This window comes from Streptomyces sp. NPDC057877, assembly GCF_042796855.1.
Classification (GTDB): Bacteria; Actinomycetota; Actinomycetes; order Streptomycetales; family Streptomycetaceae; genus Streptomyces.
The window spans coordinates 338,980-354,487 of sequence record NZ_JBHVMS010000005.1; the positions used below are offsets into that span (position 1 = coordinate 338,980).

Consider the following 15,508-nt stretch of genomic DNA (forward strand, 5'->3'; position numbering starts at 1 on the left):
CGGACTGGCCGAGTGGAGCGCATGACCCAGCCGGACCGGACAGACGGGATGAAACGGGCGTGTTCGATGAGCCGGACAGGCCACGAGATCCCGACCGGCCAGGCCCGCCCGGCGTGTCCCCGGTGCACGTTCGTGCCGTATGGCGCTTCGCGCGTCCCACGGTCCCTCCCAAGGTCGCCCGGCAGGCGGCCGGGTCAGGCGCCGAGTTCGCGAACCGCCTCCGCGAACGCGTCACCGCGCTGGTTGTAGTTGACGAACATGTCCATCGAGGCGCAGGCGGGGGCCAGCAGCACCGTGTCGCCCGGCTCCGCGAGCCGCCGCGCCTCCTGGACCGCCTGGAGCATCGCCCCAGTGTCGGTCCGGTCGACGTCGACGACGGGTACTTCGGGGGCGTGTCGCGCAAGGGCCTCACGGATGAGGGTGCGGTCGGCGCCGATCAGGACGGCACCGCGAAGTCGCTGTGCCGACTTGGCGACCAGCTCGTCGAAGGTGGCGCCCTTCGCGAGTCCGCCCGCGATCCACACGATCGGCTCGTAGGCCGCCAACGAGGCCTCGGCCGCGTGGGTGTTGGTGGCCTTGGAGTCGTCGACGTAGGCGACGCCGTCCACGTCGGCGACGTGCGCGATGCGGTGGGCGTCGGGGCGGAAGGCCCGCAGGCCGTCGCGTACGGCCGCGGGCGGCACGCCGAAGGCGCGGGCGAGGGCCGCCGCGGCAAGGGCGTTGGCGATGTTGTGCGGGGCGGGCGGGTTGACGTCGGAGACCTCGGCCAGTTCCTGGGCGTTCTCCTGCCGGTCCTCGACGAAGGCGCGGTCGACCAGGATGCCGTCCACGACGCCGAGTTGGGACGGCGCGGGGGTGCCGAGGGTGAAGCCGATCGCCCGGCAGCCCTCCTCGACGTCCGCCGCGCGCACCAGGTCCTCGGTCGCCTTGTCGGCCACGTTGTAGACGCAGGCGACGCGATTGCCCTCGTAGACACGGCCCTTGTCGCGCGCGTACGCCTCCATCGAGCCGTGCCAGTCGAGGTGGTCGGGGGCGAGGTTGAGGACGGCGGCGGAGTGGGCGCGCGGGGAGGGCGCCCAGTGGAGCTGGTAGCTGGACAGCTCCACGGCCAGGACGTCGTACTCCTCGTCGCCGAGGACGACGTCGAGGAGGGAGACGCCGATGTTGCCGACGGCGGCGGTGCGCAGGCCCGCCGCCCGCAGGATCGACGCCAGCATCTGGACGGTGGTGGTCTTGCCGTTGGTGCCGGTGACCGCCAGCCAGGGGGCCGCGTCCGGGCCGCGCAGCCGCCAGGCCAGCTCCACGTCGCCCCAGACCGGGACGCCCGCCTTCGCCGCCGCCGTGAAGAGGGGCTTGTCGGGCTTCCAGCCGGGGGCGGTGACGATCAGTTCGGTGCCGTCCGGCAGGGTGGCGCCGTCGCCGAGGCGGACGGTGATGCCGAGCGCCTCCAGTTCGGCGGCCTGGGCCCGGGCCCGTTCGTCGGCGCCGTCGTTGACGACCGTCACGAGCGCGCCGCGGGCGTGCAGCACCTTGGCCGCCGGGACGCCGGAGACGCCCAGTCCGGCGACGGTGACGCGCTTGCCCTGCCAGTTGGTCACTTGTCCGCTGCCCATCCCGCGTAGAAGAGGCCCAGTCCGACGATCACACAGATGCCCTGGATGATCCAGAAGCGGACCACCACCAGGACTTCGGACCAGCCCTTGAGTTCGAAGTGGTGCTGGAGTGGCGCCATCCGGAAGACCCGCTTACCGGTCATCCGGAACGAGCCGACCTGGATGACCACCGACATGGTGATCAGCACGAAGAGGCCGCCGAGGATGGCCAGCAGCAGCTCCGTACGGGAGCAGATGGCCAGGCCCGCGAGGACGCCGCCGAGGGCGAGCGAACCGGTGTCGCCCATGAAGATCTTGGCCGGTGAGGTGTTCCACCACAGGAAGCCCAGACAGGCACCCATCAGCGCGGAGGAGACCACCGCCAGGTCGAGCGGGTCGCGCACCTCGTAGCAGGCGCCGGGGTTGGTCAGCGTCAGGGCGTTGGCGCAGGACTCCTGGAACTGCCAGACACCGATGAAGGTGTAGGCGCCGAAGACGAGGACGGAGGCGCCGGTGGCCAGGCCGTCCAGGCCGTCGGTGAGGTTCACGCCGTTCGACATCGCCAGGATCATGAACAGGGCCCAGATCACGAACAGCACCGGGCCGATCGTCCAGCCGAAGTCCGTGATGAACGACAGCTTGGTGGAGGCCGGGGTGTTGCCGCGGTTGTCGGCGAACTGGAGCGAGAGCACCGCGAAGGCGATGCCGACGATCAGCTGGCCCGCCATCTTCGCCTTGGCCCGCAGACCCAGCGAACGCCGCTTGACGATCTTGATGTAGTCGTCCAGGAAGCCGACCAGGCCCATGCCCGCCATCAGACCGAGGACCAGCAGACCGGAGAAGGTCGGCGAGTAGCCGGTGATCAGCTTGCTCAGGAAGTACGCCGCGATCGTCGCGAAGATGAAGGCGATACCGCCCATGGTCGGCGTACCGCGCTTGCTGTGGTGCTCGCGCGGGCCGTCGTCGCGGATGTACTGGCCGTAGCCCTTGCGGGCCAGCAGCTTGATCAGCAGCGGGGTGCCGATCAGCGTCAGGAACAGACCAATGACTCCCGCGAACAGGATCTGCTTCATCATCGGGCGGCAACCTCACCCTCGGCACCGGTCTCGAGCAGCGCCTGGGCAACGCCTTCGAGACCGACCGAACGGGACGCCTTCACGAGCACGACGTCCCCCGGGCGCAACTCGCTGCGCAACAGGTCGACCGCCGCCTGTGCGTCGGACACGTGCACCGACTCCTCACCCCACGAACCCTCGTTATATGCGCCCAGTTGCAGCCAGGCGGCTTCCCTGCCCCCGACCGCGACGAGCTTGCTGACGTTGAGCCGGACGGCGAGCCGTCCGACCGCGTCGTGCTCGGCGAGCGCCTCGTCCCCCAGCTCGGCCATCTTGCCGAGCACCGCCCACGTACGGCGCCCCTTGCCCATGGCCGCGAGCGCGCGCAGGGCGGCTCGCATGGACTCGGGGTTCGCGTTGTAGGCGTCGTTGACGACCGTCACGCCGTCCGGGCGCTCGGTGACCTCCATCCGCCAGCGGGAGAGGGAGCCCGCCTCGGAGAGCGCGGTGGCGATCTCTTCCGCGGACATGCCCAGCTCATGGGCGACGGCGGCCGCGGCGAGCGCGTTCGACACGTGGTGCTCACCGTACAGGCGCATGGTCACGTCACTGCACCCGGAGGGTGTGTGAAGGCTGAAGGAAGGCTGTCCGGTGTCCGTGAGTCGTACGTTCTCGGCTCGTACGTCCGCTTCGTCGGCCTCGCCGAAGAGGACCACCTTCGCCTTCGTACGGGCGGCCATGGCGCGTACGAGGGGATCGTCGGCGTTGAGGATCGCGGTGCCGCCGTCATCCGCCGCGGGCAGCGCCTCCACGAGTTCGCCCTTGGCCTCGGCGATCTGCTCCCGGCCGCCGAACTCGCCGATGTGCGCGGTGCCGACGTTCAGCACCAGGCCGATCCGCGGGGGCGTGAGGCCGGTGAGGTAGCGGATGTGGCCGATGCCGCGGGCGCCCATCTCCAGCACGAGGAAGCGGGTCTCCTCGGTGGCGCTGAGCGCGGTCAGCGGCAGCCCGATCTCGTTGTTGAACGACCCCGGTGTGAACACCGTCGGCGCCTTGCGCCGCAGCACCTGGGCGATCAGGTCCTTGGTGCTGGTCTTGCCCGCGGAGCCGGTGAGGCCGATGAGGGTCGCGCCGAGTCTTCGGACGACCTCCCGCGCGAGCGCGCCGAGGGCGGTCTGGACGTCGTCCACGACGATCGCGGGCACGCCGACGGGACGTGTCCCAAGGACCGCCACCGCCCCCGCGTCCACCACCTGCCGTGCGAAGTCGTGGCCGTCGACGCGTTCACCGGCGAAGGCGGCGAAGAGGCTGCCGGGCTCCACCTCGCGGGAGTCCCGGACGACCGGTCCGGTCACCCGGACCGACGGATCCGGTATGTCGTGCGTCTGCCCGCCGACGACTGCTGCGATCTCGGCGAGGGAGAGGGCGATCACAAGTTCATCCCTGGGTCTGCTGGATTGCTTCCCGAAGCACCTGGCGGTCGTCGAACGGACGCACCACCCCGGCGATGTCCTGGCCCTGCTCATGACCCTTGCCGGCGACCAGCACGGTGTCCCCGGGCCGTGCGCGGGCGACCGCCGCGGCGATCGCGGCGGCCCGGTCCTCGAACAGGAGCACCTCGCCGCGCTCGTGCACGGGCACGCCCGCCGCGCCCTGGAGCATGGTGGCGAGAATCGCGAGCGGGTCCTCGGAACGGGGGTTGTCGGAGGTCAGTACGGCCGTGTCGGCGAGCCGGGCCACGGCGGCCCCCATCGGGGCCCGCTTGGTCGTGTCGCGGTCGCCGCCGCAGCCGAGCACCACGTGCACCCGGCCCTCGGTCACCTTGCGCAAAGCGCGCAGCACCGATTCGACGGCGTCGGTCTTGTGGGCGTAGTCGACGACCGCGAGGTACGGCTGTCCGGCGTCCACGCGCTCCAGCCGTCCCGGCACGCCCGGCACCGCGGCGATGCCGTCGGCGGCGCCCTGCGGATCGATCCCGGCCGCGGCGAGGGCGACCAGGGCGGCGAGGGAGTTGGCCACGTTGAACGGGCCCGGCAGCGGCGACTTCGCGCGCACGCGCTGGCCGCCGGGGCCGACCGCGGTGAACGTCGAGTCCAGCGGGCCGACGTGCACGTCCTCGGCACGCCAGTCGGCGTCCGGGTGGCCCTCGGCGGAGAAGGTGACGACCGGGACGGTGGCCTCCTTGGCGAGCCTGCGGCCGTACTCGTCGTCGACGTTGACCACGCCGAGTCTGCTGCGTTTCGGCGTGAACAGCTGTGCCTTGGCCCGGAAGTAGTCCTCCATGTCGGAGTGGAACTCCATGTGCTCCGGGCTGAGGTTGGTGAACACGCCGATGTCGAAGACGCAGCCGTCGACCCGGCCGAGCACCAGGGCGTGGCTGGACACCTCCATCGCGACCGCCTCGACACCGCGTTCGCGCATGACGGCGAACAGGGCCTGGAGGTCGGTGGCTTCGGGGGTGGTGCGCTCGGACTTGATGCGCTCCTCGCCGATGCGCATCTCGACGGTGCCGATGAGTCCGGTGCTGTGCGCCGTGCGCAGGCCGCCCTCCATGAGGTAGGCCGTGGTGGTCTTGCCCGAGGTGCCGGTGATGCCGATCTGGAGCAGGTCGTTCCCGGGGTGGCCGTAGAGGGTGGCGGCCAGTTCGCCCATCCGCGCGCGCGGGTCGTCGACGACCAGCACCGGCAGTCCCGTGGCGGCGGCGCGTTCGGCGCCCGACGGGTCGGTGAGCACGGCGGCGGCGCCGAGGCCCGCGGCCTGGGTGACGAAGTCGGCGCCGTGCGCACGGGCGCCGGGCAGGGCGGCGTACAGGTCACCGGGGCGGACGGCGCGGGAGTCGTGGGTGATGCCGGTGACCCCTGGGCCGTTCGGTGGGGCGGTGACACCCAGCTGTCCGGCGAGTTCCGCGAGGGGTGTGGCGGAGACCGTGGCCGGTCGCGGCGGGCCCGGATAGGTCACGGGACCGCCCTTCTGGGTGGTTTGGGACTGATCAGCGTGTGGCACGGCGGTGAGCGTACCGGGCGCACCCGCCTGGGAGCTAAAAAGGGGGCGGGGCGTGCCCTGGTTCCCGGGATCGGGGGTGATCGTGGTCACGGGTGGTTCCTGGTGGCTCGGACGATCATGGCTGGAAAGTGACGGGCAGCTTCGCGGGCGGGGCCCCGGTGGGCGGGACCTGGAGGGACTTCAGGGCGAACTCCATGACCTGCTTGTAGATGGGCCCGCAGATCTGTCCGCCGAAGTAGCTGCCCTCGGTGGCGTTCTGGATGGCGCAGTAGACGGTGACCCGGGGGTTGTCCGCGGGCGCGAACCCGGCGAAGGACGAGGTGTAACCGCGGTAGTTGCCGGTGGCCGGATCCACGCGGTTGGCCGTGCCGGTCTTGCCCGCGACGCGGTAGCCCGGGATGCGTGCCTTGGTGCCGGTGCCCTCCTCGTCGTCCACGACCGACTCCAGCATCCTGGCGAGCGTCTTCGCCGTCTCCTCGCTGACGACCCGGTTCTTCTCCGGTTCCGGGGCGGGCGTGAAGCGTCCGTCGGGGCCCTTGGTGCCGCGCACGAGTGAGGGTTCGACGCGGACGCCGCCGTTGGCGATGGTGGAGTAGACGGAGGCCGCCTGCATCGCGTTGATGGACACGCCCTGGCCGAACGGGATCGTGTACTGCTGCGAGGTGGACCACTGGTCCGGCGGCGCGAGGATGCCCTTGGTCTCGCCGGGGAAGTCCAGGCCGGTGTAGCTGCCGAGGCCGAACTCGCGCAGGTAGGAGTAGAGGACCCTGTTGGCCTCGGCCTGGGTCTTGCCGAGCTGGCCGACGGCCAGGATGGTGCCGATGTTGCTGGACTTGGCCAGCACCCCGTTCAGCGTCAGGTACCAGGTCGGATGGTCGATGTCGTCCCGGAACAGCCGGTCGCCGCGGTGCAGGCGGTTGGGTACGACGACATGCGTGCCGGGCGTGGCGGCCTTCTCCTCCAGCACCGCGGCCATCGACATGAGCTTGGCGGTGGAGCCGGGCTCGTAGGCGTCCTGGAGGGCCGCGTTGCCCATCGCGGTGGCGTCGGCCTGGGAGAGGTCGTTGGGGTCGAAGCCGGGCGAGTTGGCCATGGCGAGGATCTCGCCGGTGCGGGTGTCCTGGACGATGACGTAGCCACGGTCCGCCTTGGACTTCTTCACCTGCTCGGCGATGGCGTTCTGCGCGGCCCACTGGATGTCGCGGTCGATGGTCAGCTCGACGTCGGAGCCGGGTACGGCGGGCGTCTCCCGGGAGCCCACGGTGGGCACCTGGTGGCCGCCGGACTGGGCGTAGCGGATCTCGCCGGGCTTCCCGGCCAGCACCTTGTTCAGCTGCTGCTCGATGCCGCCGCCGCCCTTGCCCTCGGCGTTGACCCAGCCCAGTATCCCGGCGGCGAGTTCGCCGTTGGGGTACACGCGCTTGCTGCTGGGGTCGGAGAACACGCCCGCGAGGACGTTGACGGTGGAGTCGTCGTACTCGGCCTTCTTGGTGAGCGCGGTCTTCAGGTCCTTGATCTGCTTCCAGACCTCGGGGGTCTGACGGCGGGCGAGCAGGACGTAGCGGGTGTTCTTCGTGCGCAGCTTCTCGGCGAGCGCGGCCTGGTCCTGGCCGAGGATCGGCGCGAGGAGGGCCGCCGCCTGCTCGGGACCGTCGCCGATCTTCAGCTGTTCGCGCGTGAACATCGTCGGGTCGGCCGTGATGTCCTCGGCGTCGTCGCTGGTGGCCAGGGCGACCCCGGTGCGGTCGGTGATCTGGCCGCGCTCGGCGGCCAGGGTGTGGACGACGTACCGGTTCCGCTCGGCCTTGGCCGCGTAGGCGCTGGCGTCGACGGCCTGGACCTGGAGCAGCCGCACGGTGAACACCAGGAGTACGAGGGTCAGCCCGAAGCCGACCATGCGCAGCCGGGGCCGGGGGCTGCCGAGCCGCAGCGGGCGCGGGGCGGCGGGGCCGCGGGGCGGGGCGGGGCGCCGGGCTGGCCGGGCGCCGGGTCCGGGGCGCTGACGGCCACCGGGACGAACGGGCCGGGCGGGTCCGGGCACCCGGCGACGCGGCGGTTCCCTGTCGGACACTTCCGTCACCTGCCGGGGGTTGTGGTGGGGAGGGGGAGGGGCGTGCTCGTGTCGGTGGGCGCGGGTGCGGCCGGGGGGCCCGCCGGGATCTCCGGGGTGCTCGTGGTCTGCGGGGTGCTCGTGGTCTGCGGGGTGCTCGTCGGCTCCGGGACGGCGGTGGGGCCCGTGGGCATCGCCTCCGGTGCCAGGACCAGCGGGGTGTAGCGGGAGGTCGCGCGGGCCGGGGCCGGGACGCCCTCGACGGTGCCGTCGGGGTTGAGGAACGCGGGGTCGCCGCCGGGCACCATGCCCAGTTCGCGGGCCCGGCGCTGGAGGGCGGCGGGGGCGGCGTAGGCGTCGATGTCGCGGCGCAGCGACTGCTCCTCGTCGGTGAGTTCCTTCGTCTCCTTCTGGAGGTCGTCCAGTCTGAACGATCCCTCGCTGAGCGCGGAGTTCAGCACCAGTAGTCCGATCAGCCCGCCTCCGAGGAGCAGGACGACGAGGAGGACGAACGGCGTCTTCGCCGCCTGTGTCCCGCCCCGGCCGCGGCCGGACCCGTGCCCCGGTCCGGTCGGAAAGAGCCGGGCGAGCCGGGCGGCCCTCCCCTTCAGTTCGGGTTTCCTACCCACGCGCCCTCCCCCGTGTCCGGCTCACTCGACGTCCTCCCTGATGCGCTGGGCCGCGCGCAGTCGTGCCGGGGCCGCCCGGCGGTTGGCGGCGACCTCTTCCTCGGTGGGAAGTTCGGCACCGCGCGTGAGCAGCTTGAGCCGGGGCTGGTAGCGCTCGGGGACGACGGGCAGGCCGGGGGGCGCGGTGGTGGCGGCCCCGGCCGCGAAGACCTGCTTGACCAGCCGGTCCTCCAGGGAGTGGTACGACAGCACGGCGATCCGGCCGCCCACGTCGAGGGCCTTCACGGCGGCCGGGACGGCCCGTTCGAGCACGGACAGTTCGCCGTTGACCTCGATCCGCAGGGCCTGGAAGGTGCGCTTGGCCGGGTTGCCGCCGGTGCGCTTGGCGGCCTGCGGGAGCGCGTCCCGGATCAGTTCGACGAGCCGCGCGCTGTTGCTGAACGGCTCCTTGTCCCGCTCGCGCACGATGGCGGCGACGATCCGCTTGGCCTGCTTCTCCTCGCCGTACGCCCGCAGGATGCGGACCAGTTCGCCCGGCGGGTAGGTGTTGAGGACCTCGGCGGCGCTGACGCCGGTCGTCTGGTCCATGCGCATGTCGAGCGGGGCGTCCTGGGCGTAGGCGAAGCCGCGGTCGGCCTCGTCGAGCTGCATGGAGGAGACCCCGAGGTCGAACAGGACGCCCGCCACGCGCGGGATGCCCAGGCGCTGGAGCACCTCGGGCAGTTCGTCGTACACGGCGTGCACCAGGGTGGCCCGCTCGCCGTAGGGCGCGAGCCGCTCGCCGGAGAGCCGCAGCGCCTCCTTGTCGCGGTCCAGGGCGACCAGGCGGGCCTCGGGGAAGCGGGCGAGCAGCGCCTCGCTGTGTCCGCCGAGTCCGAGGGTGCAGTCGACGGCGACCGCGCCGGGGCGCTCCAGGGCGGGGGCCAACACGTCCAGGCACCGCTGGAGCATCACCGGGACGTGTCGACTCTGTCCCACCCGTCGCCCACCACCGCCCGTGTTCGCATGCGCTTCGCGCACCATTTGATTCTGGGGCCTCTCAGGTCCGGCCCGCCCGCACGCACCGCCGGGTCCCCGCCCGCTCGTGAAGGGGAGGCCTGCCGGCGCCGGAAGCGTCAGCCGACCGGAGCGGGTGGAGGCCGAGCCGTACGTACGCGGCGCGCACGCGGGGAGATCTCCGGAACACCGCCGGGGTCTCGGGGGATCAGTCCAGCGGGGAGAACCTCGCCTCCCGCTTCGCGTCACTTTAGTCCACCCTGTCTCGCGGTCAATCAACCGGCCTGCGCGTCGCGGCCACCGGCGTGCGCGCGGTGCGGAACCTGGCCGGATCACTCGGACGGGCGTATCCACGCCACTCCTGTGGGTTACCTCACAACAAGCCTCGTTGATGTTCTTTGTCCGCTCTCACAAGGGGCCGGGGCGGCGTGTGACCAGTAACGTCGTCACCATGACGACTTCTGCATCGGTTACCACCGGCTCCGAGAGCGCCGTCCGCGCCGGCGGCACCGTCACCGACCGCCTCGTCGAGGCGAACGAGCAGTATGCCGCCGACTTCACCGACCCCGGGATGGACGCCCGTCCCGTCCTGCGCGTGGCCGTCGTGGCCTGCATGGACGCCCGCCTCGACCTGCACGCCGCGCTCGGCCTCGAGCTGGGTGACTGCCACACCATCCGCAACGCGGGCGGTGTCGTCACCGACGACGTGATCCGCTCCCTCACCATCAGCCAGCGCAAGCTGGGCACCCGCAGCATCGTCCTGATCCACCACACCGGGTGCGGTCTGGAGACCATCACCGAGGACTTCCGCGAGGAGCTGGAGCACGAGGTCGGCCAGCGCCCCGCGTGGGCCGTGGAGGCCTTCCGGGACGTCGACCAGGACGTACGGCAGTCGATGCAGCGGGTGCGGACCTCGCCGTTCCTGCTGCACTCCGACGACGTGCGCGGCTTCGTCTTCGACGTGAAGACGGGGCTGCTGCGTGAGGTCGACCCGGCATGACGCATACTGCGTGACCTGCTGCCACCCCGCTCGTTCTCCGCGAAATCCGGACCGGAATCCGGGCTCCACACGGCACAAAAGGCCGTAAGGCCCGACATATCGCTGCCAGTTGTCCACAGGCGAGTGACACGAAACGGTAACGGCAGCAAGAATGCGGTTGTGGCGTCACGCGGAACTTTTCCCGCGTGGTGTCCGTGTTCCAGGGGTGGGCCGGTTACGCAACGCAGAGCGTCGGCCCGGGAAAGAACGGGCCGAGGAGGGCCGGGTGACGACCTATGACGATCGAGCGAGCCTCACTGATCTGACCGCCACTGTGGATCGGGTCCGCAGTTCGGTGGAAGGAGTGATCGAGGGCAAGCCCGAGGTCGTACGGCTTTCGCTGACCGTGCTGCTCGCCGAGGGACACCTCCTCATCGAGGATGTCCCCGGCGTCGGCAAGACGATGCTGGCCAAGGCGCTGGCGAGATCCATCGACTGTTCGGTGCGCCGTATTCAGTTCACGCCCGACCTGCTGCCCTCCGACATCACCGGGGTGTCGATCTGGGACCAGCAGCGTCAGGACTTCGAGTTCAAGCCGGGAGCGATCTTCGCGCAGATCGTGATCGGCGACGAGATCAACCGCGCCTCACCGAAGACCCAGTCCGCGCTGCTGGAGTCGATGGAGGAGCGCCAGGTCACCATCGACGGGCAGACGTACGAGCTGCCCAGCCCGTTCATGGTGGTGGCCACCCAGAACCCGGTCGAGATGGAGGGCACCTACCCGCTGCCCGAGGCGCAGCGCGACCGTTTCATGGCCCGGGTTTCCATCGGTTACCCCAGCGCCGAGGCCGAGCTGCAGATGCTCGACGTGCACGGCGGCGTGAACCCCCTGGACGACCTCCAGCCGGTGGCGCACGCGCACGAGATGGTCAAGCTGATCGAGGCCGTGCGCGGCGTGCACGTCGCCGACACGGTCCGGCGGTACGCCGTCGACCTGGTCGCCGCCACCCGTACCCACCCGGACCTGAGACTCGGCGCCTCGCCGCGCGCGACGCTGCATCTGCTGCGCGCGGCGAAGGCGTCCGCCGCCCTCAGCGGCCGGGAGTACGCGCTGCCGGACGACGTGCAGGCCCTCGCCGTGGCGGTCCTCGCGCACCGGCTGCTGCCCACCGCGCAGGCCCAGCTCAACCGCCGCACCTCGGAGCAGGTGGTGCAGGAGATCCTCCAGCGCACCCCGGTCCCCGCGGGCCCCCAGCAGAACTCCTTCGGGCTGGGCCAGGGCGGCCCGTACGGCCAGCAGCCGCCCCGGAGGCTGTGATGACCACCGCCGGGACGACGGCCCAGCCGGAGCCCGACCGGGGCGACAAGGGCGGGGTGCGCACCGCCCTGGCCGGTCTGACCACCCGTGGCCGCTCGTTCCTGGCCGCCGGTGTGGCCGCCGCGGTCTGCGCCTACGTCCTCGGGCAGAGCGACCTGCTGCGGGTGGGACTGCTCCTGGCGGTGCTGCCGCTGGTGTGCGCCCTGGTGCTGTACCGCACCCGGTACCGGGTGGCGGGCAGCCGCCGCCTCTCCCCCGCGCGGGTGTCCGCCGGGGCCGAGGCCCGCGTCCATCTGCGGATGGACAACGTCTCCCGGCTGCCCACCGGTCTGCTGATGCTCCAGGACCGGGTGCCCTACGTCCTCGGCCCGCGCCCCCGGTTCGTACTCGACCGGGTGGAGGCGGGCGGGCGCCGTGAGGTGTCCTACCGCGTCCGCTCCGATCTGCGCGGCCGCTACCCGCTGGGCCCGCTCCAGCTGCGGCTGACCGACCCGTTCGGGATGTGCGAGCTGACCCGGTCCTTCTCCACGTACGACACCCTGACCGTGATCCCGCGCGTGGAGCCGCTGCCGCCGGTGCGGCTGACCGGCGAGGCGACGGGGTACGGCGACGGACGGCAGCGCTCGCTCGCCCTGGCGGGTGAGGACGACATCATCCCGCGCGGGTACCGCTACGGCGACGACCTGCGCCGCGTGCACTGGCGCTCCACCGCCCGCTACGGCGAGCTGATGGTGCGCCGCGAGGAGCAGCCGCAGCGCTCCCGCTGCACGGTGCTGCTCGACACCCGCGGCCTCGCCTTCCAGGGCGCGGGCCCGGACTCGGCCTTCGAGTGGGCCGTGTCGGGCACCGCGTCCGTGCTGGTCCACATGCTCGAACGCGGCTTCTCCGTACGGCTGTTGACGGACACCGGCAGCTCGGTGCCCGGTGAGGGCGCCGACGGGTTCGCGGGCGCCAGCCAGGAGTCGGCGGACGCGGCCGGGCTGATGATGGACACCCTCGCGGTGATCGACCACTCGGACGGCACCAGCCTGTCCCGCGCCTACGACGTGCTGCGCGGTGGCAACGAGGGCCTGTTGGTGGCCTTCTTCGGCGACCTGGACGAGGAACAGGCCGCGGTGGCCGCCCGGATGCGGCAACGCAGCGGCGGCGCCCTCGCCTTCGTGCTGGACAGCGAGAGCTGGGTGCGGGAACCCACCGAGGCACCCCAGGCGTTCCACCGGAGCGAGGAGCGGCTGCGGCTGCTGCGCGAGGCGGGCTGGACGGCCGTCAGCGTGCCGCGCGGCGCCGCGCTGGGCGACCTGTGGCGCCAGATGGACCGGGAGCGCACGGGCCTGGCCGCGGCGGGCGGGCCGAGCGGTGGGGAGGGACGGTCATGAGCGGACCGGCACGGATGGCACTGGGCGGGATGGCGGCCACCCTGATGGCGGCCTGCGCCCTGCTGCCGCTGGTCGACACGGCCACCTGGTTCCTCCAGGCGGCCATCCTGCTGGCCATCCAGACGGGCGTGGGCGCGGCGGGCCGCCGGGTGCCGCTGCCCCGGCCGCTGACCGTGCTGGTCCAGGCGCTGGTCACCCTGATGCTGCTGACCCTGGTCTTCGCCCGTGAGTACGCGCTCGCCGGGCTCGTCCCCGGCCCCGAGGTCTTCCGCTTCCTCTCCGACCTGCTGCAACAGGGCACGGACGACGTCAGCCGGTACGCGATCCCCGCGCCGCTGTCCGACGGCATCGAGCTGATGCTCATCGGCGGTGTCCTCGTGATCGGCCTGGCGGTGGACGTCCTGGCGGCCACCTTCCGCAACGCCGCCCCGGCGGGGCTGCCGCTGCTCGCGCTGTACTCCGTGGCCGCGGGGCTGTCCGAGGGCAGCGGTGAGTGGGTGTGGTTCCTGATCGCCGCGATCGGCTATCTGATGCTGCTGCTGGCCGAGGGGCGGGAGCGGCTGTCGCAGTGGGGCCGGGTCTTCGGCGGTCCGGCGCGGGCACCGGGCCTGGAGCCCGGCGGCGCGGTGGCGCCGGTGCGGTCCGGGCGGCGGATCGGCGCGGTGGCGCTGGGCATCGCCCTGGTGGTCCCGCTGGCCCTGCCCGCGATGAACGGCGGTCTGCTGGACGGCGCGGGCCGCGGCGTGGGCGCGGGGGGCGGCGGCGGGGGCACGATCTCCGCGGTCAACCCGCTGGTCTCGCTGCGCGACAGCCTGAACGTGGACGAGGACCGCCAGGTCCTCTCCGTGCGCACCAGCACCGGTGACATCTCCGACCTGTATCTGCGGATCGTCTCCCTGGACGACTTCGACGGCACCACCTGGAAGCCCGCCAAGCGGCAGATCACCGCCGTGCCCGACGACTTCCCGACCCCGGTCGGCCTCGGCTCGACCGTCCGGACCTCCGACGTCCGCACCCGCATCACCACCGCCGACTGGTACGCGCAGGACTGGCTGCCGATGCCGTACCCGCCCAGCGACGTGCAGGTGGACGGCAACTGGCGGTACGAACCGGTCGGCATGACCCTCGTCGGCGACCACGGCCAGAACACCCGCGGTCTGACCTACGAGGTGCGCAGCGTCGACGTGCAGCCGACCGCCCAGCAGCTGGCCGACGCGCCGGAGCCGCCGGGGGCGCTGCAGCGCGAGTACACCCAGATACCCGACTCGCTCCCCGACGTCGTGGCGGGCACCGCCCGCCAGGTCACCGACGGCGCGCGCAACCCCTACGAGCAGGCGGTGGCCCTGCAGGACTACTTCGCCGTGAACGGCGGCTTCCAGTACGACACCGAGGTCGAGGTCGGCAACGGCTCCCGGGCGATCGCCCGCTTCCTGGAGGACAAGCGGGGCTTCTGCGTCCACTACTCCTTCTCGATGGCGGCGATGGCCCGCACCCTCGGCATACCCGCCCGGGTCGCGGTGGGCTTCGCCCCCGGCACCCCGCAGGGCGACGGAACGGTGTCGGTGGGGCTGCGCGACGCGCACGCCTGGCCGGAGCTGTACTTCGAGGGCGTGGGCTGGACCCGTTTCGAGCCGACGCCCACACGGGGCACGACGCCCTCGTACACCGTGCCCAACGCCCCCGGCAACAGCGTTCCGGACGTCCCGGACGTGGCCCGGCCGTCGGACGCGGCGCCGTCCGCGGAGCCGTCGGAGAGCACCAGCTGTGTCCCGCAGGACGAGCGCCGGGAGGTGTGCGGCGGCGCGCTGCCGCTGGACCCGGGCACGCCGGAGGACTCGGGGGCGCCGTGGTACCGCACCGCGGGCTGGGTGCTGCTGGGCGCGGCGCTGGTCGCCGTACCGCTGCTGCCGATGCTGTGGCGGATCAGACGGCGCACGGTCCGGCTGGCCTCGGCCCGGCACGCCCCGGCCACGGCGAGCGCGGTGGCCGGCGGGGGGACCGCTGGGATCGACGGGGAGAGCCTGCCCGGGGTGGTGCTGGACGAGCCGCCCGCCGAGGTGGCCACCGGGCATGTCCTGGCGGTCTGGCGGGAGCTGACGGACACCGCCTGGGACTACGGCATCACACCGGACGACGCGCTGACCCCACGCAAGGCGGCGGCGCGGATCGTTCGGCTCGGGGAGCTGGACGAGGTGACGGCCCAGTCGGTGCACCGGGTCGCCGGTGCTGTCGAGCAGGTGCTGTTCGCCCCACGGCCCCGTGCGGTGAGCGGTCTGGCCGACGATGTGCGCGGTATGCGTACGGCGCTGCGGTCCCGGGCGAGCTGGCCCACGCGGGTACGGGCGGTGCTGGCGCCGCGCTCGGCCGTTCGGGCGCTGTGGGACCTCTCCGACCGCTGGACGGCCCTCAGGGCCCGCTGGGCCGAACGCTTGACGGCGCTGCTGCGGCGGCCCCGCCCGTCCGGACAGCGCGGCGTCTGACACCGACGGGGACGGCCGCACACCACGACG

Annotated in this window: 11 protein-coding genes; 4 read left to right on the forward strand and 7 right to left on the reverse strand. The window is 72.3% G+C overall.

Translation table 11 applies throughout. The features are described from left to right. Positions 1–194: 194 nt before the first annotated feature. The 7 genes from murD to rsmH all read right to left on the reverse strand — a co-directional run bounded on the left by murD (position 195) and on the right by rsmH (position 9,307). Positions 195–1,613 (reverse strand): UDP-N-acetylmuramoyl-L-alanine--D-glutamate ligase, encoded by a 1,419-nt coding sequence (murD, locus tag ACFVQG_RS16580; RefSeq protein WP_383382641.1) that lies wholly within the window; start codon positions 1,611–1,613, stop codon positions 195–197. After that, entirely contained in the window at positions 1,595–2,665 is a 1,071-nt protein-coding gene (gene mraY, locus ACFVQG_RS16585) for a phospho-N-acetylmuramoyl-pentapeptide-transferase (protein ID WP_383383827.1), read from the reverse strand. The genes murD and mraY overlap by 19 nt, the downstream gene beginning before the upstream one ends. Beyond that, entirely contained in the window at positions 2,665–4,080 is a 1,416-nt protein-coding gene (gene murF, locus ACFVQG_RS16590; RefSeq protein WP_383382647.1) for a UDP-N-acetylmuramoyl-tripeptide--D-alanyl-D-alanine ligase, read from the reverse strand. The genes mraY and murF overlap by 1 nt, the downstream gene beginning before the upstream one ends. A 4-nt stretch (positions 4,081–4,084) precedes the next feature. Then, the gene (locus ACFVQG_RS16595) at positions 4,085–5,605 is read right to left on the reverse strand and encodes a UDP-N-acetylmuramoyl-L-alanyl-D-glutamate--2,6-diaminopimelate ligase (RefSeq protein WP_383382650.1); all 1,521 of its coding nucleotides are present in this window, start codon (positions 5,603–5,605) and stop codon (positions 4,085–4,087) included. Positions 5,606–5,765: 160 nt separating this feature from the next. After that, positions 5,766–7,721, reverse strand: coding sequence for a peptidoglycan D,D-transpeptidase FtsI family protein (locus ACFVQG_RS16600; RefSeq protein WP_383382653.1), 1,956 nt, complete (start codon positions 7,719–7,721; stop codon positions 5,766–5,768). Positions 7,722–7,726: 5 nt separating this feature from the next. After that, complete coding sequence (locus ACFVQG_RS16605; RefSeq protein WP_383382655.1) at positions 7,727–8,329, reverse strand: hypothetical protein; 603 nt, start codon at positions 8,327–8,329, stop codon at positions 7,727–7,729. 21 nt (positions 8,330–8,350) lie between these two features. Then, positions 8,351–9,307 carry a 16S rRNA (cytosine(1402)-N(4))-methyltransferase RsmH gene (gene rsmH, locus ACFVQG_RS16610; protein WP_383382658.1) on the reverse strand — a complete coding sequence of 319 codons (957 nt, stop codon included), beginning with the start codon at positions 9,305–9,307 and terminating at the stop codon, positions 8,351–8,353. A 406-nt stretch (positions 9,308–9,713) separates the two neighbouring features. On the opposite strand from rsmH, the gene ACFVQG_RS16615 reads away from it, so the two are divergent. From ACFVQG_RS16615 to ACFVQG_RS16630, 4 genes are all read left to right on the forward strand, one after another. Beyond that, the gene (locus tag ACFVQG_RS16615) at positions 9,714–10,325 is read left to right on the forward strand and encodes a beta-class carbonic anhydrase (RefSeq protein WP_383382661.1); all 612 of its coding nucleotides are present in this window, start codon (positions 9,714–9,716) and stop codon (positions 10,323–10,325) included. Between the two features lie 265 nt (positions 10,326–10,590). After that, positions 10,591–11,622: an AAA family ATPase gene (locus tag ACFVQG_RS16620; RefSeq protein ID WP_383382666.1), complete on the forward strand. Its 1,032-nt coding sequence runs from the start codon at positions 10,591–10,593 to the stop codon at positions 11,620–11,622. Next, positions 11,622–12,998 carry a DUF58 domain-containing protein gene (locus ACFVQG_RS16625; protein WP_383382669.1) on the forward strand — a complete coding sequence of 459 codons (1,377 nt, stop codon included), beginning with the start codon at positions 11,622–11,624 and terminating at the stop codon, positions 12,996–12,998. The genes ACFVQG_RS16620 and ACFVQG_RS16625 overlap by 1 nt, the downstream gene beginning before the upstream one ends. Beyond that, complete coding sequence (locus tag ACFVQG_RS16630) at positions 12,995–15,478, forward strand: DUF3488 and DUF4129 domain-containing transglutaminase family protein (protein WP_383382672.1); 2,484 nt, start codon at positions 12,995–12,997, stop codon at positions 15,476–15,478. Before ACFVQG_RS16625 ends, ACFVQG_RS16630 begins: the two co-directional genes overlap by 4 nt. The last annotated feature ends 30 nt before the right edge of the window (positions 15,479–15,508 follow it).